The sequence below is a fragment of the Moorella sp. E306M genome, from assembly GCF_006538385.1.
Lineage (GTDB): Bacteria > Bacillota > DSM-521 > Neomoorellales > Neomoorellaceae > Neomoorella.
The window spans coordinates 1072862-1095372 of record NZ_BJKO01000001.1 but is presented as its reverse complement, the minus strand read 5'-3'; the positions used below and the strand labels follow the sequence as shown (position 1 = coordinate 1095372).

General features: G+C 56.2%; 25 protein-coding genes. 24 read left to right on the top strand and 1 reads right to left on the bottom strand.

Features of this window, described 5'->3' with window-relative positions; genetic code table 11:
* The first annotated feature begins 112 nt into the window (after positions 1-112).
* The 9 genes from rpsF to FLZ89_RS05700 all read left to right on the top strand — a co-directional run bounded on the left by rpsF (position 113) and on the right by FLZ89_RS05700 (position 7646).
* A complete protein-coding gene (gene rpsF, locus FLZ89_RS05740; RefSeq protein WP_141304609.1) occupies positions 113-406 on the top strand; it encodes a 30S ribosomal protein S6 in 294 nt (97 codons plus the stop codon).
* A gap of 23 nt (positions 407-429) precedes the next feature.
* A complete protein-coding gene (locus tag FLZ89_RS05735) occupies positions 430-870 on the top strand; it encodes a single-stranded DNA-binding protein (protein ID WP_141263706.1) in 441 nt (146 codons plus the stop codon).
* 20 nt (positions 871-890) lie between these two features.
* Complete coding sequence (gene rpsR, locus FLZ89_RS05730; protein WP_141263707.1) at positions 891-1118, top strand: 30S ribosomal protein S18; 228 nt, start codon at positions 891-893, stop codon at positions 1116-1118.
* Between the two features lie 85 nt (positions 1119-1203).
* A complete protein-coding gene (locus tag FLZ89_RS05725) occupies positions 1204-2175 on the top strand; it encodes a YybS family protein (RefSeq protein WP_141304608.1) in 972 nt (323 codons plus the stop codon).
* A 6-nt stretch (positions 2176-2181) separates the two neighbouring features.
* Complete coding sequence (gene rplI / locus FLZ89_RS05720; RefSeq protein WP_141263709.1) at positions 2182-2634, top strand: 50S ribosomal protein L9; 453 nt, start codon at positions 2182-2184, stop codon at positions 2632-2634.
* Positions 2635-2639: 5 nt separating this feature from the next.
* On the top strand, positions 2640-4571 hold the full coding sequence (lonC, locus tag FLZ89_RS05715) for a Lon family ATP-dependent protease (RefSeq protein ID WP_141304607.1): 1932 nt from the start codon (positions 2640-2642) through the stop codon (positions 4569-4571).
* A 5-nt stretch (positions 4572-4576) separates the two neighbouring features.
* Positions 4577-5911, top strand: coding sequence for a replicative DNA helicase (dnaB, locus tag FLZ89_RS05710; protein ID WP_141304606.1), 1335 nt, complete (start codon positions 4577-4579; stop codon positions 5909-5911).
* A gap of 104 nt (positions 5912-6015) precedes the next feature.
* Positions 6016-6564 (top strand): O-acetyl-ADP-ribose deacetylase, encoded by a 549-nt coding sequence (locus FLZ89_RS05705; protein ID WP_141304605.1) that lies wholly within the window; start codon positions 6016-6018, stop codon positions 6562-6564.
* A complete protein-coding gene (locus FLZ89_RS05700; protein WP_141263713.1) occupies positions 6564-7646 on the top strand; it encodes a DUF763 domain-containing protein in 1083 nt (360 codons plus the stop codon). Before FLZ89_RS05705 ends, FLZ89_RS05700 begins: the two co-directional genes overlap by 1 nt.
* 60 nt (positions 7647-7706) lie before the next feature.
* On the opposite strand, the gene hcp is transcribed toward FLZ89_RS05700, so the two are convergent.
* Complete coding sequence (gene hcp / locus FLZ89_RS05695; RefSeq protein WP_141304604.1) at positions 7707-8990, bottom strand: hydroxylamine reductase; 1284 nt, start codon at positions 8988-8990, stop codon at positions 7707-7709.
* Between the two features lie 217 nt (positions 8991-9207).
* Here hcp and FLZ89_RS05690 point away from each other — a divergent pair, with 217 nt between their 5' ends.
* The 15 genes from FLZ89_RS05690 (at position 9208) to lysS (ending at position 22110) form a co-directional block, all read left to right on the top strand.
* Positions 9208-10224, top strand: a complete 1017-nt coding sequence (locus tag FLZ89_RS05690) for an HD-GYP domain-containing protein (RefSeq protein ID WP_141304603.1) — start codon at positions 9208-9210, stop codon at positions 10222-10224.
* A gap of 81 nt (positions 10225-10305) precedes the next feature.
* Positions 10306-10821 carry a 2-amino-4-hydroxy-6-hydroxymethyldihydropteridine diphosphokinase gene (folK, locus tag FLZ89_RS05685; protein ID WP_141305293.1) on the top strand — a complete coding sequence of 172 codons (516 nt, stop codon included), beginning with the start codon at positions 10306-10308 and terminating at the stop codon, positions 10819-10821.
* A gap of 163 nt (positions 10822-10984) precedes the next feature.
* Complete coding sequence (locus FLZ89_RS05680) at positions 10985-12049, top strand: Rossmann-like and DUF2520 domain-containing protein (RefSeq protein ID WP_253256414.1); 1065 nt, start codon at positions 10985-10987, stop codon at positions 12047-12049.
* On the top strand, positions 11943-12809 hold the full coding sequence (panC, locus tag FLZ89_RS05675) for a pantoate--beta-alanine ligase (protein WP_253256536.1): 867 nt from the start codon (positions 11943-11945) through the stop codon (positions 12807-12809). Before FLZ89_RS05680 ends, panC begins: the two co-directional genes overlap by 107 nt.
* Entirely contained in the window at positions 12754-13140 is a 387-nt protein-coding gene (gene panD, locus FLZ89_RS05670; protein ID WP_141263717.1) for an aspartate 1-decarboxylase, read from the top strand. The genes panC and panD overlap by 56 nt, the downstream gene beginning before the upstream one ends.
* A 77-nt stretch (positions 13141-13217) precedes the next feature.
* Positions 13218-14210 (top strand): biotin--[acetyl-CoA-carboxylase] ligase, encoded by a 993-nt coding sequence (locus FLZ89_RS05665; RefSeq protein ID WP_141263718.1) that lies wholly within the window; start codon positions 13218-13220, stop codon positions 14208-14210.
* 142 nt (positions 14211-14352) lie between these two features.
* Positions 14353-14934, top strand: coding sequence for a biotin transporter BioY (locus FLZ89_RS05660; RefSeq protein ID WP_141263719.1), 582 nt, complete (start codon positions 14353-14355; stop codon positions 14932-14934).
* Positions 14900-15298, top strand: a complete 399-nt coding sequence (locus FLZ89_RS05655) for a DUF1284 domain-containing protein (RefSeq protein ID WP_172613463.1) — start codon at positions 14900-14902, stop codon at positions 15296-15298. The genes FLZ89_RS05660 and FLZ89_RS05655 overlap by 35 nt, the downstream gene beginning before the upstream one ends.
* Before the next feature lie 99 nt (positions 15299-15397).
* Positions 15398-16162 (top strand): type III pantothenate kinase, encoded by a 765-nt coding sequence (locus tag FLZ89_RS05650; RefSeq protein ID WP_141263721.1) that lies wholly within the window; start codon positions 15398-15400, stop codon positions 16160-16162.
* Positions 16146-17144, top strand: coding sequence for a tRNA dihydrouridine synthase DusB (dusB, locus tag FLZ89_RS05645; protein WP_141305291.1), 999 nt, complete (start codon positions 16146-16148; stop codon positions 17142-17144). Before FLZ89_RS05650 ends, dusB begins: the two co-directional genes overlap by 17 nt.
* A gap of 146 nt (positions 17145-17290) precedes the next feature.
* A complete protein-coding gene (locus FLZ89_RS05640) occupies positions 17291-17836 on the top strand; it encodes a helix-turn-helix domain-containing protein (protein WP_141304602.1) in 546 nt (181 codons plus the stop codon).
* Positions 17833-18735: a quinate 5-dehydrogenase gene (locus FLZ89_RS05635; RefSeq protein ID WP_141263724.1), complete on the top strand. Its 903-nt coding sequence runs from the start codon at positions 17833-17835 to the stop codon at positions 18733-18735. Before FLZ89_RS05640 ends, FLZ89_RS05635 begins: the two co-directional genes overlap by 4 nt.
* A gap of 124 nt (positions 18736-18859) precedes the next feature.
* Positions 18860-19942 (top strand): polysaccharide biosynthesis protein, encoded by a 1083-nt coding sequence (locus FLZ89_RS05630; RefSeq protein ID WP_141304601.1) that lies wholly within the window; start codon positions 18860-18862, stop codon positions 19940-19942.
* A gap of 208 nt (positions 19943-20150) precedes the next feature.
* Positions 20151-20633 (top strand): transcription elongation factor GreA, encoded by a 483-nt coding sequence (gene greA / locus FLZ89_RS05625; protein ID WP_141263726.1) that lies wholly within the window; start codon positions 20151-20153, stop codon positions 20631-20633.
* Positions 20634-20646: 13 nt separating this feature from the next.
* Positions 20647-22110, top strand: coding sequence for a lysine--tRNA ligase (gene lysS, locus FLZ89_RS05620; RefSeq protein ID WP_141263727.1), 1464 nt, complete (start codon positions 20647-20649; stop codon positions 22108-22110).
* Positions 22111-22511 lie beyond the last annotated feature (401 nt).

Here is a 22511-nt window from a genome sequence, read left to right as displayed (position 1 = left end):
GGCAAATCTCAACCTTGCCCTCCGGGATCAATTATGCTATAATCAACCAGAAAAGCTTCCCTGCTCCACCGGTGGGTGGGGCCATAAGTCCACAGGGAGGAGGTGCTGTCATTTGCGTAATTACGAAGTTGTGTTCGTAATTAAGCCCGACCTGGAAGCCGAAGCTACGGCAGCAGTGGTGGAGAAATTTACCCGGCTGATAGCCGACCAGGGCGGCCAGGTTATCGAGGTAGACCAGTGGGGCAAAAAGCGGATGGCCTATGAGGTACGCAAGTACCGGGAGGGCTATTATGTCCTCATGAAGTTTAAAGGCACGCCGGTCGTTGCCCAGGAACTGGAGCGGGTATTAAAGATTACCGATGAGGTAATTCGCTACCTGATTACGCGTCTGGAAGAAGCCAGCTAAAAGACAGGGGCGGTGGGAGAGGTATGTTAAACCGGGTAGTTCTAATTGGCCGGCTGACGCGGGACCCCGAACTGCGCTATACGGCCAGCGGTATCGCCGTAACAACCTTTACCCTGGCGGTAGATAGGAATTATGTCAACCAGCAGGGTGAACGGGGAACAGATTTTATTCGCATCACCGTGTGGCGAAAGCTTGCAGAAACCTGTGCCAACCACTTGAATAAAGGCCGCCTGGTGGCAGTTGAAGGCCGTCTCCAGACGCGTACCTATGAAACGCCCGATGGCCAGAAACGCCAGGCTACTGATGTTGTAGCCGACGATGTCCGTTTCCTTGACTGGCCCAAGGATGGAAAGGGCCCGAGCGGGGTTAATCCCGTTGCGGGTATGGGTGCTGATAGCTTCAGCCAGGATTTTAGCGATATTGGCACAGAAGTAGATATGGGCGAAGATGATTTACCTTTTTAGGTAAAGGGGTGGAACTGAATTTGGCGCGTGACAAGAAACGTTCCCGGAAACGGGTTTGCAGCTTCTGCGTCGATAAAATTGAGCAGGTAGACTACAAGGATGTAAACCGCCTCCGCCGTTATATCAGCGAACGGGGCAAGATTTTACCCCGCCGTATTTCCGGCAACTGTGCCCATCACCAGCGCCAGCTTACTACGGCTATAAAACGGGCGCGGATCCTGGCCCTGTTGCCATATACGGTTGAATAATAAAGGCGAAGTTCATGAGGGAGGACAGCAACTCCCTCTTTTCTATATTCGCTTAATTAATGGATAATAATTGGGTGATAATTTCATGACCGAAGGTAGGGTAGCAGCCCTGGCTGAAGGGGCCCTCATGGCAGCCCTGACGGTGGTTTTGGTGCTCACGGGCTATTTTATACCCCTTTTTCAGGTATTTACCAATATTATCTGGACGGTCCCCATTGTCGTCCTTACCGTACGCCGTAGCTTACGCCTGGGGGTAATGGCTACCTTTGTGGCCGGCCTGGCTATAGCTTTTTTTACCGGGCCGCTAAATGCGACATTGCTATTTGTCCAGTTTGCCGGGCTGGGACTGGTCTACGGTCACCTTTTTAAAGTTAAGGCCCGGCCAGGCCTGGTGCTGATTGCCGGGGGAGTGGTTTCCCTCTTTTCTTTGCTTTTGAGCCTGGTCCTGACTTCTAAACTGACGGGATTGCCCCTGGGGGGGCTGCTCCAGGAATTTGAGACTACAGTCAACTATACCATGGAATTTTACCGCCGTACGGGAATGCTGGAATCGGGAATGACTCCGGAGCAGTTCCAGGCCGCCCTGACCGGCATGATCAATCTCCTTAAACTCCTGTTACCGGGGATTTTAATCTCTGCTTCTATCCTGGCCGCCTTCGTTAATTACCTGGTAGCTGAAAAGGTTCTGCAACGCCTGGGCCTTATTGAGAGGGGGCTGCCGCCCTTCCGTTACTGGCAGTTACCCTGGCACGCCATCTGGGGGGTAATTGCCGGGCTGGGCCTGTGGCAGTTAGGAGATTATTACGGCCTGGCTTTTGCCCGCAAGGTAGGGATAAATATCCTTTATGTATATTTGCCCCTGCTGGCGGGTAACGGCCTGGCCGCGGTAAGCTTTATTTTTTACCGGCTGAAACTGGCTTCCTTTCTCAAGGCGGTGCTGGTTATTGTGGCCATGATCAATCTCCCGATGGCCCTGGTTTCCCTGGTAACCCTGGGTTTATTTGACCCGTTTTTCAGTTACCGGCGGCGCATCAATTCGCCTGGTGAAGGAGAGTGAGGCATTATGAAGGTTATTTTAGTTGCTGATGTCCCCAAACTCGGTAACCGGGGGACAGTGGTGGAAGTGGCTGAGGGCTACGCCCGCAATTATCTCTTGCCCCGGGGCCTGGCGGTGGAAGCTACTGCCGGGCGCATGAAAGAGTTAAACCTGGAAAAGAAACGCCAGGAGGAGAAAAAGAGCCAGGAACTGGAACAAGCACGGCGTCAGGCCGGTCTGCTCAATGGTGCTGTGGTACAGGTGACCACCCGCGCCGGTGATAAGGGCAAACTCTTTGGTTCGGTTACCAATAAAGAGATAGCCCAGGCAATTAAAAACACTTTTCATGTGGATATCGACAGGCGTAAAATAGATCTTAAAGAACCCATCAAGGCCCTGGGTAGCTATGAAGTTACCCTGAAATTGCATCCTGAAATCCAGGCCCGCCTGCGGGTACAGGTGGTGGCAGAGGGGAGTTAAAAAGAATGTCCAAAGAGATTTTGCCCGTCCTGGCCAGCGATCGTCATATGTTGGATCGCCAGGTGGCCGCTTTATATGGTGTATTATGTGATATTTACGGTACGGAGAAAGTAGTTTTAAGGGCCAGCAAGCTGGAAGCCCTGGATTTAATACGTTCCGATGACCTGGCGGCCAGGGTCCTGGCCCTGGAAAAATTGATCTATGAAGACCCTACCATCGTTGATTTACCGGCCGAAGAAGAGATACCCCGGATCCTGACCGCCCTGCAGGAAGAAATAGCCGACTTTATTGCCCGGCGGACGGTGGAAGAAAAGCTGGAGCAGCGCATTGCCGAAAGGCTGCAGGAGCGCCATGAAGAGTACATCCAGGAGGTTCGCCGCCAGGTTCTAAAGGAAAATAACGGGCCGGAAAACGCCCAGACCCTTAAAAAACTGGCTATTCTGGAAAAGATGTCCCAGATAACCTTGTCCCGGACAGCCCTGAAAGCCCTGCGGCCCCGGCGCCTGGAGGAAATCGTCGGCCAGGATCAGGCCGTGCAGTCAATACTTGCTAAACTCACCTCCCCCTTTCCCCAGCACATGATCATCTACGGCCCGCCGGGGGTGGGGAAAACGACGGCGGCGCGACTGGCCCTGGAAGAAGCCAAGAAAATAAGCAGCTCCCCCTTTAAACCCGGGGCACCTTTTGTCGAGGTGGACGGTACCACCCTGCGCTGGGATCCCCGGGAAGTGACCAACCCCCTCCTGGGCTCTGTTCATGATCCCATTTACCAGGGAGCGCGGCGGGACCTGGCCGAGAGCGGGGTGCCGGAGCCCAAGCTGGGGCTGGTGACTGAGGCTCACGGGGGCATACTCTTTATTGACGAGATCGGGGAAATGGATCCCCTGCTTCTCAACAAGCTCCTCAAAGTCCTGGAAGACAAGCGGGTAGAATTTGATTCCTCCTACTATGACCCCAGTGACGAGAGTGTTCCCCGCTATATTAAAAAACTCTTTGAGGAAGGGGCGCCGGCTGATTTTATCCTTATCGGCGCTACGACACGGGAGCCGGAAGAGCTAAACCCGGCCCTGCGCTCCCGGTGCGCGGAGGTATTTTTTGAACCCCTCACCCCTGTCCATATCCAGACTATTATCAGGGAAGCCGCTGGCCGGCTGGGGGTCAAACTGGAACCGGCGGTACCGGAACTAATCTCCGAATATACCATTGAAGGCCGTAAGGCCATCAACATCCTGGCCGAAGCTTACGGCCTCAGTCTCTATCAACAGCAGCGGAAAAAGGGCCGCCGGCGCCGGTTGATTACAGCAGAACATGTCATGCAGGTTTTAAGAAGCGCCCGCTTGACGCCCTGCGTTACCGTGAAGGCCAGGGATACCCTGGAAGTGGGCCGCGTCATGGGCCTGGCCGTAGCCGGTTTTGTAGGTTCAGTCCTGGAGATTGAGGCGATGGCCTTCCCGGCCCGGGAACCGGGGAAAGGGAGCATCCGCTTTAATGAAACGGCCGGCAGCATGGCCCGGGACTCCGTCTTTAATTCCGCTGTGGTATTTCGCCTGCTGACAGGTGAGGATTTATACAACTATGACGTCCACGTCAATATTGTCGGCGGGGCCAACATTGACGGGCCCTCGGCCGGCCTGGCCATTACCGCGGCCATTATCAGTGCCGTCCAGGAGCGGCCGATGCGCCAGGACATTGCCGTCACCGGCGAGATTTCCATCCAGGGGAAAGTCAAGCCGGTAGGCGGCGTACTGGAGAAAATCTATGGCGCCAAGCAGGCGGGCATGAAGATGGTTTTAATTCCAGCGGAAAATGCAGCCGAGGTACCGGCTGGTCTCAAAGGGATTGCCGTCCAGCCCGTGGAAAATGTAGCCGAGGCCCTGGATTACCTGATGCCGGCGGCCAGGGCCAGGGGCCGGCGGCGGTCCCGGGCAGGAGCCTGAAAACCATGGCAGGCGAACTGGAAAAGCTTCCTCCCCAGAGCCTGGAGGCCGAGCAATCCGTCCTGGGGGCCATTATGCTGGACCGGGAAGCCCTGCTTACCGTTCTGGAAATCCTTAAAGTCGAAGACTTTTACCGGGAAGCCCACCGTTTGATTTATCGCGCCATCCTGGATCTCAATGAGCGCGGTGAGGCTGTCGACCTCCTGACGGTGACGGAAGAACTTCGCCGCCAGGGGCAGCTGGAGGTGGCAGGCGGGGCTGCCTATTTGAGCTCCCTGACGGGCGATGTACCCAGTGTAGCCAATGCCGGCTATTATGCCCGCCTGGTAGCGGAAAAAGCCACATTAAGGGCCCTGGTGCAGGCAGCCGGGCGCATTACCGAACTGGCCTTAAATCAGGCCGGCGATGTGGACCAGATTTTAGATGAGGCTGAACGTCTAATTTTTGAGGTGGCCGGGGGTCGGCGCCGCAGCGGTTTTGTGCCCGTTAAAGATGTCCTGATGCAAACCTTTGCCCATCTGGAGCGTTTAAGCGCTCATAAGGGTGAAGTTACCGGTATACCCACCTTCCATGACCTGGATAAAATCCTTTCCGGCCTGCAGCCCTCTGATCTCATCATCTGCGCCGCCCGGCCGGGGATGGGAAAGACCTCCTTCTGTCTCAACATTGCCCAGCAGGTGGCTGTTAAACAAAAGTTGCCGGTGGCCATTTTCAGCCTGGAGATGTCCCGGGAACAGGTGGTGCAGCGTATGCTGGCCGCCGAAGCCATGGTGGAACAGCACCGCTTGCGGACGGGCTACTTAACCGAAGACGACTGGGCGCGTCTGGTCAATGCCGCCGGCATCCTGGGAGAAGCCCCCATCTATATTGACGACACCCCGGCCGTCTCGGCCCTGGAGGTCCGGGCCAAGGCCAGGCGACTGCAGGCGGAAAGCGGCCTGGGCCTGGTGGTAGTTGACTACCTGCAGCTTATGCAGGCCCACCGCCGCGTGGACAGCCGCCAGCAGGAAATTGCTATCATTTCCCGGGCCATGAAGGCCCTGGCCCGGGAATTGAATGTTCCCGTCCTGGTCCTATCCCAGTTGAACCGCGGTGTTGAGCAGCGCCAGGATAAACGTCCGGTCATGGCCGATCTCCTGGAGAGCGGGGCTATTGAGGCCGATGCTGACGTGATTATCTTCCTTTACCGGCCCCAGTATTACGATCCCGACACCGATAAAAAGGGGATTGCCGAAGTTATCGTAGCCAAGCACCGCAATGGTCCTGTAGGAACGGTGGAAATGGCCTTTTTACCTGAATTCACCAAATTTGTCGATCTGGCCCCGGAACCCGTGGCATGAGTAAAGCCGGAGTTGACATAACAGCAGACCGGGGTACTAAAAGCCAGGCTTTCAATAGCGGCGGTTACCAGCCGCTCTAAGGCTATTTGAGGAGGGTCTTAGTAATGACGGAAGTCAACATTGCCGGTACCCTGCTAAAACTCCTCCAGGGGGATATTGTCGAGCAGGAGGTAGAGGCCATTGTCAATGCCGCCAATACCGGCCTGTGGGGTGGCAGCGGCGTCGACGGCGCCATCCACCGTGCCGGGGGACCGGCCATAGCAGCAGAGTGCCGCCGTATCCGGGAGGAACAGGGCGGCTGTCCCGTTGGTCAGGCGGTCATCACCTCCGGGGGCTTCCTCAAGGCGCGCTACGTTATCCATACCGTAGGCCCTATCTGGCACGGCGGCCGAAAAGGAGAAGATGAGCTCCTGGCCAGCGCCTACCGCAGCAGCCTGCAGCTGGCGAAGGAACGGGGTATAAAATCGCTCGCCTTTCCTTCCATCAGCACCGGGGCCTACCGCTTCCCTGTGGGACGGGCGGCCCGCATCGCCCTGGCCACAGTTAAGGATTTTTTAGCTGCCAACCCGGGCATCTTTACCGAAGTACGCTTTGTGCTTTTCTCGCAAGAAATTCTAAATACATATACTAGGGTTTTAGAGGAAGGTTTTTAATGCGTACCGGTACGGCCAGCCTGCCCCTCCACGGCGGCCACTGCCCGCCCTGGCTTTTTGAACGCATGAAACGCCTGGGGCCGGCCATCCTGGAGATTATTGTCCGGGAATACGGTCCCCGGGAGGTGTTACGGCGCTTGAGCGATCCGTACTGGTTTCAGGCCTTCGGTTGCGTTCTGGGCTTTGACTGGCATTCTTCGGGTTTAACTACCACCCTCTGCGGCGCCCTTAAGGAGGGTTTGCGCGGCCGGGAAAAGGACCTGGGCTTTGTCATTGCCGGGGGCAAAGGTCGTACTTCCCGCCGGACACCGGAGGAAATTGCAACGGCGGCCGACAGATTGGCCCTGACTTCTTTACAACCAGGAGAGTTAATTTACGCCAGCAGGATGGCCGCCAAAGTCGACAATACGGCCCTCCAGGACGGCTACCAGCTCTACCACCACGTCTTTATCTTCACCTTTGACGGCCGGTGGGCCGTCGTCCAGCAGGGGATGAATGAAACCACGCGCCTGGCCCGCCGCTACCACTGGCTGGGCGAAGGGCTAAGGGACTTTGTCTGCGAACCCCATGCCGCTGTTTGCTGCGACGTGAAGGGTGAGGTGCTGAACATGGTGGCCAGCGAGGGTCAAGCCTCCCGCCAGGTGGTGACGGAGCTGGCCCGGGAGCAGCCGCAAAAGGTAGTAGCCGAGTTTAACCGCATTCTGGAAAGGGAATTGCCCAACCTCCCTCTCCCCTGGCGTCATGATGTTCCCCGGGCGAGCTACCTCAATAAAGCCCTGCTCAAAGTATATGCCGCCCAGCCCCGGGATTTTGCCGCCGTCCTGGGCGTGGAAGGCGTGGGTCCCAAAACCGTCCGCGCCCTGGCCATGGTTGCCGAGGTGGCCTACGGCGCACCGGCCAGCTTCCGGGATCCGGTCCGGTACAGCTTCAGCCACGGCGGCAAGGACGGCCACCCCTACCCGGTGGACCGCCGGGTGTACGATCGCTCCATTGCCGTCCTGGAGCAGGCCCTGGCATCAGCAAAGATCGGCCGGACTGATAAGCTTCAGGCCTTGAAACGGCTGGCTAAAATTTCTCCGTAAAGGTTTTGCCCCTGTGAAAAAACGCCACGTAGCGCACTTAAGCTACGTGGCGTTTTATTATTAACCCAGGATGTCCTTCAGGTCCTGTTCCGGCGTGGTAGTAGGCTTCAGGTTGTAGTTTTCCTGGAGGACCTTCAGCACATTGGGTGTTAAGAAGGCCGGCAGGGACGGGCCGATGCGGATGTTCTTTATACCAAGGTGGAGCAGGGTCAGCAGGATGGCCACTGCTTTCTGCTCGAACCAGGACAGGACCAGGCTCAAGGGCAGCTCGTTGACGCTGCAGTTAAAGGCTTCGGCCAGAGCCAGGGCTACCTGGATGGCTGAATAGGCGTTATTGCACTGGCCTATATCGATGAGGCGCGGGATGCCGTCAATGTCGCCCAGGTCGAGGTGGTTGAAGCGGTACTTGCCGCAGCCCAGGGTCAGGACCACGCAGTCCTGCGGCACCTTCTCCACAAACTCGGTGTAGTAGTTGCGGCCCGGCTTGGCCCCGTCGCAGCCGCCCACCAGGAAGAAGTGGCGGATCTTGCCGGCCTTGACGGCCTCGATCACCTGGCCGGCTATGCTTAAGATAGCCGTGTGATGGAAACCGGTGGTCAGCTCGCCGCCGGCCTTTTCCTCCAGGGGCGGCAGGGCCTTGGCCTTTTCAATAACCGGCGTAAAGTCGCGGTTTTTAATATGAGTTACTCCCGGCAGGCCGGCAATGCCGCAGGTAAACATGCGCTCCCGGTAAGATTCCGCAGGTATTAACACGCAGTTAGTTGTACCCAGGATGGCGCCGGGGAACTCGGCAAACTCTTTTTTCTGGTTCTGCCAGGCCGAGCCGTAGTTGCCCACCAGGTGAGGGAACTTTTTCAATTCCGGGTAGGCGTGGGCCGGCAGCATTTCGCCGTGGGTATACACATTAATCCCCGTACCTTCCGTCTGCCGCAGGAGTTCATAGAGATCCAGCAGGTCATGGCCGGTAACGAGGATGCCCGGTCCTTTCTTGGTGCCGGTAGAAACCTTCGTCGGGACCGGGGAGCCGAAACGCTCTACATGGGCTTTATCCAATAATTCCATGACCTTGAGGTTCATGGCCCCGACTTTTAAGGCCATCTCTATATGACGGTTAAGATCAAAGTCGACGTTGGTTAGGGTGGTAAAAAGTGCCTCGTGCATAAAGGCGTCTACTTCTTCGTCCCGGGCACCCAGTTCCCGGGCATGGTAGGCATAGGCGGCAATACCCTTAAGGCCGATAAGGATGGTATCCTGGAGGCTGGCGATATCTTCGTTCTTACCGCAGACGCCTACCCTGGTGCAGCCGGTACCGCCGGCCGTCTGCTCGCACTGGTAACAAAACATGGTTTCTCCCCCTTTGGTGGAATTCTAAAGACACCTTTATCATAAACAAGGGCGCGAAGACAAACTGTGACCTCGGTCACAATTATAAAGCGATTTCATCAAATAATCGGCTGCGTTCTTGTTACAAATCTAAAATGGCACTGGCAGGAAATCCATATTTGGTGTCGAAAAAAATTTATTACAGTCAGTAATTAACAAAAAAAGGCGGAGGTACGCAATGGATGGCAATTCTCCCCGGCGAGGCGGGGCTGGATTGGATAAACTGGCAGGAGCTACAACCCAAATTTATGATTTTCATTCTGCAACCGTCCAGCGTGCCGGGGATTATTACCATCCGTCACCGCAGGGGAAGCCGGCCAGGATACCCCATTTACCTGACGGGCCGGTAGGGGAAATTTATCAGGAAGCCCAGGAAGCTCTGAGCGATGTCTATCACCGCTGCCGCCTGGGGAGTCAGCTGGAGGTTAAAAATATCCAGGAGATAGTAGCCGACTTTCTCAACCGGATGCAGGACAACCAGAACATGTTTTTGCAGATGGCCATGCTTAAGGACCTGGACCCTTACTCTGCACGCCACTCTCTGAATGTGACTGTTCTGGCTACCCTCCTGGGTTTAAAACTGGGCCTTTCCCAGAAAGAACTCCTGGTCATCGGCGTTGGCGCCATGCTCCACGACGTGGGCAAATTGGAAGTACCGCCTGAAGTTTTATTAAAACCGGGCAAGTTAACTGCCGAGGAGTTTGCTCTTATCAAGCGCCATCCCCAGGCCGGTTATGAGCGGTTGGAGGGCGTGGTAAGCGAAGCAGTTCGCCGGGTGGCCCGGGATCACCATGAACGTTGCAACGGCAGCGGTTACCCTAAAGGATTAAGGTGGGAAGAGTTAAGCCTGGCGGCCCGGTGCGTGGCTATCGCCGATGTTTACGATGCTGTAACTACCGACCGCTGCTACCGCCCCAGGTATCTTCCCCATGAGGGCATGGAATTATTAATGGTAGAAAGCACCATGGGTAACCTGGACCTGAAACTGGTACGAGTCTTTTTGCAAGCTATTGCCAGTTACCCGGTGGGCACTACGGTGCGGTTAACGACCGGTGAAATAGCCCGGGTAATAGCCCAGGAGCCGGAGGTGCCCATGCGGCCGGTGGTTGAGGTGCTGCAGCCCCGGCGCCGCGCCGGCGAGGTTATCCGCCTCCTGACCAATCCTTCTGTTTTAATTGTGGAAGCTGAACCCTGATCCATTTTTGTAAAAACTGTGTACAGGCAGGCCGGCAGGGATATGCTATTACTGGCCAACCTGTATGGCGGGGATGATTGCATGCCGGTAAAGGGGAAAGATTTTACAACGGCTTACCTGGGTTTGGGCTCCAACCTGGGTGATCGGGAAGGGCATTTGCAGCGGGCCGTAGCAATACTTACGGCCACCGAAGGGATCGAGGTGGAACGCCTTTCTTCCTGGTATGAGACGGCCCCGGTGGGCAAGACGGGCCAGGGATGGTTTTTAAACGGAGTGGCCAGGATCAAAACCTCCATGCACCCGCGCGAGCTGCTGTCGACTGTCCTGGCTATAGAGCAGCGCCTGGGCCGGGTGCGGCGGGAGCGCTGGGGTCCCCGCAACATTGATATTGACATCCTGCTTTACGATGATTTAACAGTTAATGAACCCGACCTGCAGATTCCCCACCCCAGGATGCAAGAGCGGGCCTTTGTCCTGATACCCCTGGCAGAAATTGCCCCGGACCTTATTTTACCGGATGGCCGGCGGGCAGATGTGGCTGCTAAAGACCGTTTTCCCGGGCAGGAAGTATTGCCGTATAGTGGTTTCAGGTGTTAGAATAAAATTGGGCGCTACCTTTAAGGAGTGCACGCATTTATCCTTCGATAATACCGGCTTAAAATTATACCGCTTGGATCTATTTAAGACCGAGACGGGTGAATGAGGAATCAAGCTTCCGGCAGCTCGTCGGAAGCTTTTTATTTGGAGGAGCGTCGCAATTATGCGGGTGGGCATAATTGGAGCCGGAGCTGTCGGTACGGGGATGGGCATATTATTGCGCCGGCGGGGATACACCATCGCCGGTGTAGCCAGCCGTACCCCTGCTTCAGCCCGGCGGGCGGCAGCAAGGCTGGCCTGCCCGGTCTTTGCGCAGCCGGAAGAAGTAGCCCGGCAGGCCGACCTGATCTTTATTACCACCAGTGACCAGGCCATCGGCCCGGTGGCAGCCGCCATTGCCTCGAGAAACGGCTTTCGCCCCGGGCAAACGGTCATTCATATGAGCGGTTCGTTAACTTCAGCCGTCCTGGACCCGGCCCGGCGGGCCGGTGCCCTGGCCTTGAGCCTCCATCCCCTCCAGTCCTGTGCCGATGCCGACCGGGCGGTGGCCAACCTCCCCGGGTCGGTTTTCAGCCTGGAAGGCGATCGGGAAGCCCTGCCTCTGGGGAAACGCCTGGTAACCGAACTGGGGGGTGAGTATTTCCTCATCAGCCCCGGGGCCAAACCCCTTTACCATGCGGCCGCCTGCGTCGCTTCCAACTACCTGGTCAGCCTCATAGATTTAAGTCGCCGGCTCATGCAGGCGGCCGGCATGGAACCGGAGATGGCGGCCCGGGCCCTGGCGCCATTAATTAAAGGCACTTTAGATAATATTAATGAAAAGGGAATTCCCCAGGCCCTGACCGGTCCCATTGCCAGGGGCGACTTTGTTACCATCAGGGATCATTTAAAGGCCATGGAAGCCGCTGTTCCCGAACTGGGCGAGATTTACCGCGCCCTGGGACGCTATACGGCCGACCTGGCCGGCCGTAAAGGCAGCATCGACGCCCGCAAGGTAGCCCTGTTCGGGCAAATCCTGGCTACCAAATTTGATGCGATGAGCAGGCGGGCAGAAGATTTTATTTTTAAAGGAGCTGACGGTATTGGAGCTGTTGACAACAATTGCCGCGGTACGCAAGTTTGTGGCGGCAGCCAGGCAACAGGGCAAGAGCATAGGCCTGGTCCCGACCATGGGTTACCTTCACGAGGGCCATTTAACCCTGGCCAGGACGGCCAGGGAGCAGAATGACGTCGTTATTATGAGCATTTTTGTCAACCCGACCCAGTTTGGCCCCGGGGAAGACCTGGAGCGTTATCCCCGGGACCTGGAAAGGGATCAAAAGCTGGCTGCTGCCGCGGGTGTCGACGCCATTTTTGCCCCTGCGGTAGCAGAAATGTACCCGCCCGGCTATGCCACCTATGTCCAGGTCGAGGGCTTGACGGAAGTTCTCTGTGGCGCTTCCCGGCCGGGTCACTTCCGGGGCGTGGCTACGGTGGTCAGCAAGCTATTTAATATCGTCCAACCCGACCGCGCCTATTTCGGCCTCAAGGATTACCAGCAGGCGGTAGTGATCAAGCGCCTGGTCAGGGATTTAAATTTTCCGGTTGACATAATCACCGTTCCCACCGTACGGGAGTCCGACGGCCTGGCTTTAAGTTCACGGAACAAATATTTAAGCCCGGAAGAGCGCCAATCAGCCCTGTCCCTCTATCGGGCTTTGAACATCGGGGCCGACCTTATCCGCTCTGGCGAACGCCGTGCTGCCGTAGTCCGGGAAGCCATGGCTCAGGAAATTTTATCCCGGCCCGGGACGCGAATAGATTATGTGGCGGTAAATGACGCAGAGACTCTTGAACCTTTAGACGAAATCAAGGGCCGGGTGCTGCTGGCCCTGGCCGTTTGGGTGGGCAACACCCGTTTAATTGATAATTTGACCCTGGAGGTAAAAGACGATGTGGCGCACCATGATGAAAAGCAAGCTCCACCGGGCGACTGTCACCGAGGCTAACCTCAATTATATCGGTAGTATTACCATCGACAGCGAACTGATGGCCGCGGCCGATATTTTGCCCAACGAGAAAGTGCAGGTGGTCAACAATAATAATGGCGCCCGCCTGGAAACCTATGCCATCCCCGGGCCTCCCGGCAGCGGGGTTATCTGCGCCAACGGGGCCGCCGCCAGGCTGGTCCAGCCCGGCGATGTTGTCATCATTATCTCCTACGGTATATTTACCGACGCCGAGGCCAGGTCCTATCAACCGCGGGTCATTCTCCTGGATGGCCAGAATAAAATAAGCGAGGTCAGGGGCGGGGAACAGCCGCGGGAAGTCTGGGTGTGAAGAAAGACAGGAAAAATGTTAACCCAGATGGCGGGCGGATAGTTGACAACCATAAAAAGGAAGATTAAAATATAATCATGGGCATAGAAGGCAGCAAGCAACAGGTATTAGAGTATCTGCGCCGCCGCCGGGGCGAATACATTTCTGGTGAAGAGCTGAGCAAAAAGCTTGCCATCACCAGGACGGCCGTGTGGAAACATATCCAGGCTTTACGCCAGGAAGGCTATCGGATTGATGCCCAGACCCGCCGCGGCTATTGCCTGCTGTCCGTCCCGGATTGCTTTTATCCCGAGGAAGTGGCCGCAGGCCTCAAGACGTCCTGGCTGGGACGGAACCTTTACTATTACGACGAAGTGGGTTCTACCAACCAGGTGGCCAAAGAACTGGCCGACGGCGGGGCACCGGAAGGGACAGTGGTCGTCGCCGAGGGCCAGACAGGCGGCCGCGGCCGGCGGGGGCGTTCCTGGCTCTCGCCACCCCGAAAAGGCATCTGGTTCTCGGTTATCTTGCGCCCCCGGGTGGTTCCGGTCCTGGCTTCCCAGCTGCCCCTGCTGGCGGCAGTAGCCGTGGCGGCAGCCATCCGCCAGAGAACTGGCCTCCCCCCGGGTATCAAGTGGCCCAACGATCTCCTGGCCGGCGGGCGTAAAGTCTGCGGCATCCTGACGGAGATTAAAGCCGAAATTGATGCCCTCGAGTATGTTGTCCTGGGTACAGGCTTAAACGTCAACGTTGAGGCGGATGATTTTAGCCCCGAGGTTAGACCCCTGGCTACCTCTTTATTTTTAGAACTGGGGCGACCGGTGGCGCGGCTGCCTTTATTCCAGGAGATATTGTACCAGTTGGAAAAATGGTATGAGCGCTGGCAGGAGGAGGGTTTCGATCCTGTCCGGCGGGCCTGGAAAGAGGCGAGCGTGACCCTGGGCCGGGAGGTGGAGGTTAACTCCTGGCGGGAAGTTTTCCGGGGCGTGGCTGTAGATATTGACGCTGAGGGCGCGCTGCTGGTCCGGGGTGCTGGTAGTGAGGTCCGGCGTTTTACCGCAGGGGAGGTGAGCCTGCGGACGGCAAGCTAAATTTTTTGTCATATATGTTAACCACATATATAGCAAATGGTTAACAATAAAAACAAGAAACCATTTGCGGTAGCGAGCCGCCGTAAGCTGCGGGCTGGAAAATGCCAGCCCGCAATAGCTGATTTAGGAGGAGGAATCTTCTATGCGTACTAAAGATATGGCCTTGGTGGCCCTTTTTGCCGCCCTGGTAGCCGTCCTGGCCCAGGTGGCTATTCCCCTGCCCTTTTCACCGGTACCCATTACCGGCCAGGTCCTGGGAGTATTCCTGGCCGGTGCCATCCTGGGTAAAAATAGAGGTACCCTGGCCATGCTCGTTTACTTACTTCTGGGGGCCATTGGTTTACCCGTCTTTGCCCGTGGCGGAGCTGGCCTGGCGGCCTTTGCCAGCCCGTCGGGGGGATACCTCTGGGGTTTTGCCCTGGGGGTCTACCTCATGGGCCTGGTCCTGGAAAGGGGTAAAGGGGAGCCGGGTTACGGCCGCCTGGCTGCCGGCATGCTCACCTGCCTGGTAGTAATCTACGTTCTGGGTACTTTACAGTTGATGTACCTCCTGCATCTTAATCTGATGAAAGGTCTTCTCCTGGGGGTTCTGCCCTACATCCCCCTGGACCTGGCCAAACTGGTCCTGGCAGCAGCCATCAGCCTCCAGGTCCGGCGGGCGCTGCAGCAGGCAGGGTATCTACCAGCCCGTGAGTTGGAAGAGCAGTCTGGGGAAAGCAGTTAGTTATTCAGTCCGTGCCCATCATTTACTCTGTGCCCGCCACTTCCAGGGCTACGGCTACAGCCCGGCCTTTGTCAGGCGGATGCGGCGTACCCTGGCTTTATGGCACGGGCGTCCCCAATCGCTATTAATCATCATTAATGATTATGATGTCTGGTGCCGGGCCTGCCCCAACCAGGGTACAGATAACTGTACCACTGCGGTGGCGCGGGATAACCTGGTGCTAAAGCATCTGGGCCTGGTACCCGGTACCGCCCTGACCTGGGCCGCGGCCTGGGAACTTGTTGGCCGCAAAGTTGATAAAAATGCGGCCGGTCGCCTCTGCGCCGGTTGCCCCTGGCTGGCCGGCGGTTATTGCCGATGGTAACTAACCCCTTAACGGGGTTATTTTTTTACCGGCAGGAAAGAGGATAAAGCCGGGTACTGTGGAATAATTGAAGTTGAAAAGAATGGAGGGGATGAGGCCATGTTACTGGCCATAGATATCGGCAATACTAATATTGTCATTGGCCTTTATAAAGGTAAGGAGTTGCAATGCCACTGGCGCGTAGCCAGCGACCGGCAGAAGACAGCCGATGAATACGGCCTGATTTTACGTCAACTGTGCCATTACCAGGGGGTGGACCTGGAGGCCATTAAAGCCGTGGTCATGGCTTCCGTGGTGCCGACTTTGACCCAGACTTTGACCATGATGCTTAAAGATCAGTTTAACTGCCGGCTGCTGGTAATCGGCCCCGGGGTAAAAACCGGGATGCCCATCCGCTTTGACAACCCCAGGGAGGTAGGTGCCGACAGGATTGTCAACGGCGTGGCCGTCTATGAACTGTATGGTGGCCCGGCCATTGTCGTGGACTTCGGGACCGCTACCACCTATGACGCCATTTCCGCCAGCGGCGAATACCTGGGCGGGGCCATCGCTCCCGGGATTGGCATCGCTACGGATGCCCTTTTTGCCCGGGCGGCCAAACTGCCCCGGGTGGAACTCGTCAGGCCGCCCCAGGTAATCGGTAAAAATACCGTAGCCTGCATGCAGGCGGGGATAATGTATGGCTTTATCGGCCAGGTAGAAGGAATTGTTAAGCGCATGCAGGCCGAGATGGGGGGGCGGGCCGTGGTGGTAGCCACCGGCGGCCTGGCCGGCTTGATAGCACCTGAAGTTAGCTGCATCGATAAGGTTGATCCCCTGTTAACTTTGGAGGGTTTGCGGATTGTCTATGAGCGCAACAGTTAAAATTGGCCCGGTTACCCTGGCCGCACCCCTGGTGACGGCACCCATGGCGGGCTTTACCGACCGCATCTTTCGCCACCTCGCCAGGGAAGCGGGGGCGGCCTTAACCTATACAGAAATGATCAGCGCCCAGGGTCTTATCTATCAAAGCAAGGCTACCTGGGCGCTCCTGGATGTAAAGGACGAACCTGGCCCGGTTACTGTCCAGCTCTTCGGCCGCGAGCCGGAAATCCTGGCCAGGGCTACCAAACTGGCCGTGGCCGCCGGGGCGGATATTGTTGATTTAAATATGGGCTGCCCGACACCCAAGATAGTGAAAAATGGCGAGGGAGCGGCCTTGATGCGCGATCTACCCCTGGCAGCGGCCATTGTCGCCGCCATGGTTGAGGCTGCCGGCCCGGTGCCGGTAACGGTCAAAATGCGCAAGGGCTGGGATGAAAATTCCGTAAATGTTATCGAGGCAGCCCGGGCGGTGGTTGAAGCCGGGGCGGCGGCGGTAGCCATCCACGGCCGCACCCGCAGCCAGTTTTACAGCGGGCAGGCCGACTGGGATTGCATCCGCCGGGTAAAGGAAGCCGTACCGGTACCGGTCATTGGCAATGGTGATATCAGGACACCGGCAGACGCCGTAGCCATGCTGGAACAGACAGGTTGCGACGCCGTCATGGTAGGCCGGGCTGCGATAGGCAATCCCTGGCTTTTAACGGCCATCCGCGCCCGCCTGGAAGGCCGGTCGGAACCTCCACCACCGGATGTAGCCACACGTATGGCTATGGCCATTCGCCATTTAAACATGATGGTAGAGCTGAAAGGTGAAAAGAAGGCAGTAAAAGAAATGCGGAAAGTTTTGGCCTGTTACCTGCGGGGTTTACCGGGGGCAGCCCGCCTGCGCCAGCACCTATATACCCTCGATACCGCGGCGGAAGTCATCGCCACCCTGAATGCTTATAGCCGTGAATATCTTGACCGGCATGCCTCTGAATAACTTTCCGTACGGGCATTGTTTTGCTCGCTCTGTCGTCCTCGCGGAGCGGTCTGTTGAGGGACCTGCTAAACTACCTTGCCAGGACGGTTTTATTTTGTTATAATCTCCCTGTGCACATATCTGTGCACAGAGGAGTAGACTTTCTAATGGACCTGATCCGGATTGGCGACAGGCTTATCAGCCGGCGCAAGATTAACTCCATCCTGGAGCGCATCTTTACATTGCGCTGCCAGGGTTTTTCCCAGCAGGAGGCAGCCCGGCAGGTAGGCGTCGACCGCTCCTTTGTTTCCCGTTTAGAAACCCTGGGCGAGATACGGCGCGGCCGGCGTATAGCCGTGGTAGGCTTTCCCGTTGCCAATAAGGCTGAGCTGGAAAATATGCTGCGGCAGGAGGGCGTAGAATACATCTTACTTTTAACCGATGCCGAGCGCTGGGATTTTGTCCGCCAGAAAAGCGGGCTGGAGCTACTGAACCAGCTGATGGAGATTGTAGGCCGGGTGCGGGACTACGATGTCGTCATCATTATCGGTTCCGACTACCGCATTAAGGTCAGCGAAGCGCTGCTGGGACGAGAAGTGGTGGGCGTGGAGATCGGCCCTTCCCCCATCCAGGGTGACCGGGAGGTAGATGTCGAGGGATTGCGCGCCCTGGTACGCCAGCTGGGAAAAAACAAAGGAAGGGATAAAAAATGAAACGAGTGGTCAGCATCAGCCTGGGTTCCTCTAAACGGGATCACCAGGTGGAAGCTGAATTCCTGGGAGAAAAGTTCCGCATCGAGCGCATCGGTACCGACGGCGATATGGAGCGGATGATTAATCTTATCCGGGAACTTGACGGGCAGGTGGATGCCTTCGGCCTGGGAGGGATGGACCTCTACATCCGGGTAGGCACCAGGCGTTATCTCCTCCGGGATGCGGCTAAAATAGTCCGGGCGGCCCGGCTGACTCCCATAGTGGACGGCGGCGGCTTAAAGGATACCCTGGAGCGCCGGGTGATAGCCTACCTGGCCCGGGAAGGTATCCTGGATTTCCGGGGGAAAAGGGTGCTCATGGTTAGCGCCGTCGACCGTTTTGGCATGGCTGAAGCCCTGGACGCTGCCGGAGCCGATCTTATTTGCGGCGACCTGATTTTTGGCCTGGGTATACCCGTACCCATCCGTTCCCTGGCAAAATTCCAGCGGGTGGCCTACCTGGCGGCACCCTTTGTACGCCTGCTGCCCTTTAAACTCCTTTATCCTACGGGTAAAGAGCAGGAGAAGATCGACAACCGCTATCAGCGTTATTACGAAGGGGCGGAGATTGTTGCCGGGGATTTCCTCTTTATTCGCCGTTACCTTCCCCCGGAGCTGCCGGGGCGGGTAATAATCACCAATACCGTTACCAGCGCCGACATCGAAGAACTGCGCCGCCGGGGTATTAAAACTTTGATAACTACCACGCCGGAATTTAACGGCCGCTCCTTCGGTACCAACGTCATGGAAGGCGTGCTCTTAACCTTGAGCGGAAAAAAGCCGGAGGATGTCACCCCGGAAGATTACAACCGCCTCCTGGACCGGCTGGAATTTAAACCACGCATCGTAAATTTGAATTGAGCTACATTATGGGAAAGCCGCCCGCGGCGGTGCTGCGCCACCAGCGGACGCAGGAGAAGGAGGAGGGCGGCCTCCCACAAACCTGCCGCTTCCCCTATCTATTCTTCGAAGGAGGGCTCATTCCTTGCACAAGTTCGCCTTCATGATCCACCCCCTGGATATCAGTGATATTACCAGGAAATTTCCTCTCGCCCGCCACTTGCCCTCCAGTCTCCTGGAACGGGCGACACGTTATCTCCCCCCTTTGAAAACCTCGCACATTACCGGCGTCCGTTCTCCCTACGCAGAAACTGAAGGGTGGTTTGTAGCCTGTCCCCTGACTTCACGCCAGATGGTAAGCCTGCCGGAAAAATTTGTAATGGAACGGATTATTAGCACCGGCCGCCTGGCGGAAAAACTGGGCGCCGAGATCCTGGGCCTGGGGGCCATGACTTCCGTAGTCGGCGATGCCGGGATTACCGTGGCCCGCAATTTAAATATAGCGGTGACCACGGGCAACAGTTATACCGTAGCTACGGCCATAGAAGCTACGGAAAAGGCGGCGGCCATGATGGATATTGACCTGCCCCGGGCCGAGGTAGCTATTGTTGGGGCCACAGGTTCCATTGGCGCCGTGTGCGCTAAAATCCTGGCCCGGCGCTGCCAGCATCTAACCCTTGTTGCCCGCAATGAAGCTAAACTGTTCCGCCTGGCCGGTGAGATAAAGGATATGACTGGTGTAAAGGCCAGGATAACCAGCCATTCCCAGGAAGCCATCCGTCGCGCCGATGTTATTATCACCGTTACCTCAGCGGTAGACACCATCATTGAGCCCGAGGACCTGAAGCCGGGAGCGGTAGTCTGCGACGTAGCCCGGCCCCGGGATGTTTCCCGGCGAGTAGCCGAGATGCGCGACGACGTGCTGGTGATTGACGGCGGGGTGGTCGAGGTACCGGGCAATGTCAACTTTAACTTTAATTTTGGTTACCCGCCGGGTTTAGCCTATGCCTGCATGGCCGAAACCATGATCCTGGCCCTGGAGGGGAGAATTGAAAACTTTACCCTGGGCCGAGAGTTAACGGTAGAACAGATTGATACCATTAACCGCCTGGCGGCCAAACACGGCTTTCGCGTGGCCGGCTTCCGTAGTTTTGAGCTCCCGGTTTCCGAAGCCAGGGTGGCAGCCATCCGCGAGCAGGCCCGACGCAAAGCAGCCCTGCCTCGTTAACTTTTAGAAAGGTATTGACATGGTAACCGGGCAAGCCTATAATACCAGTAAACGAGCGGACTATGGCACAACAAGCACTGGGGCAACCTCCGGTGCTTGTTATGGTACTTGGACCTGTGGATCGGCCGCATAAAGGAGCGAAAAAGGACATATATTGAGATAGCACCGGTGCTTATAAGTGATGCGGTAATTGAAAGGGAGCGAGAGGATGGCAGAAAAAGAAACCTTATTAACCCTGAGCGGATTGAAGAAGCTGGAAGAAGAGCTGGAGTACCTTAAATCTGTAAAAAGGCGGGAGGTCGCCGAACGTTTAAAGCAGGCCATTGAGTTTGGCGACCTCAGCGAGAACTCTGAATACGAGGACGCCAAAAACGAGCAGGCCTTCATTGAAGGCCGTATTCTTACCCTGGAAAAAAAGCTGCGTAACGCCAGGGTTATTGACGCCAGCGAGGTACCTGGTGACGTTGTCTCCCTCGGCTCCCGGGTCACTTTAAAGGACTTGGACGCAGGGGAGGAACTGCAATACGAAATTGTCGGCTCTATGGAAGCCGATCCGGCAGAGAATCGGATTTCCAACGAGTCGCCGGTAGGTAAGGCCATCCTGGGCCATCGTATTGGAGAAATAATAAATATTCAGGTACCGGCCGGAACCCTGCGTTACCAGATAGTAAATATAACCAGAGGGCAATAGGGGGAACAATAATTTGGAAGTCGAGAACGATTTAATAGCGGTGCGCCTGGAAAAGTTAAAGGAACTTCAGGAGGAGGGCATCGACCCATACGGGGGACGTTTTGAGCGTACCCATACCACAGCAGCCGTTCACCGGCATTTTGAAGAACTGCAAGGGCAAGAAGTAACCCTGGCCGGCCGTATCATGGCCATCAGGGGCCATGGTAAAGCCTCCTTTGCTGATTTGCAGGACCGGGACGGACGCCTCCAGCTTTATATTCGTATCGATAATGTTGGGGCGGAAACCTATGAGTTTTTCCGCAAACTGGACATCGGCGACATTATTGGTGTTAAAGGCAGGGTCTTTCGTACCCACCGCGGGGAAATCTCCCTGGAAGTCCATCAGCTAACCCTGCTGTGTAAGAGTTTGCGTCCTTTGCCGGAAAAATGGCACGGTTTGAAGGACGTAGATTTGCGCTACCGACAGCGTTATCTCGACCTCATTGTTAACCCGGAAGTAAAGCAGGTATTTATTACCAGAGCCAGGGTTTTACGGGCCATACGCACTTTCCTGGACAACCAGGGCTTTTTAGAGGTGGAAACACCGAGCATGCATACCATCCCCGGCGGCGCAGCAGCCCGGCCCTTTATTACCCATCACAATGCCCTGGATATCGATCTCTATTTACGTATTGCCCTGGAGCTGCACTTAAAGCGGTTGCTGGTCGGCGGCCTGGAAAAGGTCTACGAGATGGGCCGCATTTTTCGCAACGAAGGCATATCTACAAAACACAATCCCGAATTTACCATGATCGAGTTGTATCAGGCCTATGCCGACTATGAAGATATGATGACCCTCCTGGAAGAGATGGTAGCCTTTGTCGCCAGGGAAGCAGTGGGGACGACCACCGTTACCTACCAGGGCGAAGAGCTGGATTTGACCCCGCCCTGGCCGCGGTTAACCATGTTTGCAGCCATTGAAAAGTATACCGGAGTGGACTTTTCCCGGATAACAACAAGGGAAGAGGCATGGCGGGCGGCAACGGAACTGGGCGTGGAACTCGAACCCGGCCTGGATTGGGGTAAAATTGTGAACGAAATCTTTGAGACCAGGGTGGAACCCCATCTGATACAGCCCACTTTTATCCTTGATTACCCGGTGGCCATTTCTCCCCTGGCCAAGAGGAAAAAAGAAAACCCAGAACTAACTTACCGCTTTGAAGCCTTTATTGCCGGGCGGGAACTGGCCAATGCCTTCTCCGAACTGAATGATCCCCTGGACCAGCGTCGGCGTTTTGAGGCCCAGATGGCTGCCAGGGCCGCTGGTGATGAAGAAGCCCACATGCTGGATGAAGATTTCCTGCGCGCCCTGGAATATGGTATGCCCCCGGCCGGCGGTATGGGTATCGGCATCGACCGCCTGGTAATGCTCCTGACGGACTCCCCTTCCATCAGGGACGTTATCCTATTCCCCACCATGCGTCCCAGGGAAGAATAAGCAAAACGGAGTATCGGGCAGAAAAAAACAAGAAAGGTCAAAAATTTAACGGTGTAATTATAACGGGTAGTCGTTGGCAGGCTATAAAGAGCATTGCACGCTACCCGTTTTGCATGTTATATTATGTTCTGCGTCCCGGCGGGGGCGCCACTGAAAGAAAGAAATAAAATAAAAAGGCCCCTTGACAAAGCTCAGGAGGCCGTAGTAAAATACGAACTTGCCGGCAGGAAATCTGCCGGCGCCGGTGGAAGAAAAAAACTCTTGACACCGAGCCGAAAAAATGATAAACTAAAAAAGTCGCGTTGAGCGAAGCAGGTCTTTGAAAACTGAACAGTGGAAGAGGGCCAGACGTAAAAAGGGACCCTGTAAGAGAAGACAGGGGTCAAGCTAGACGTAGAATA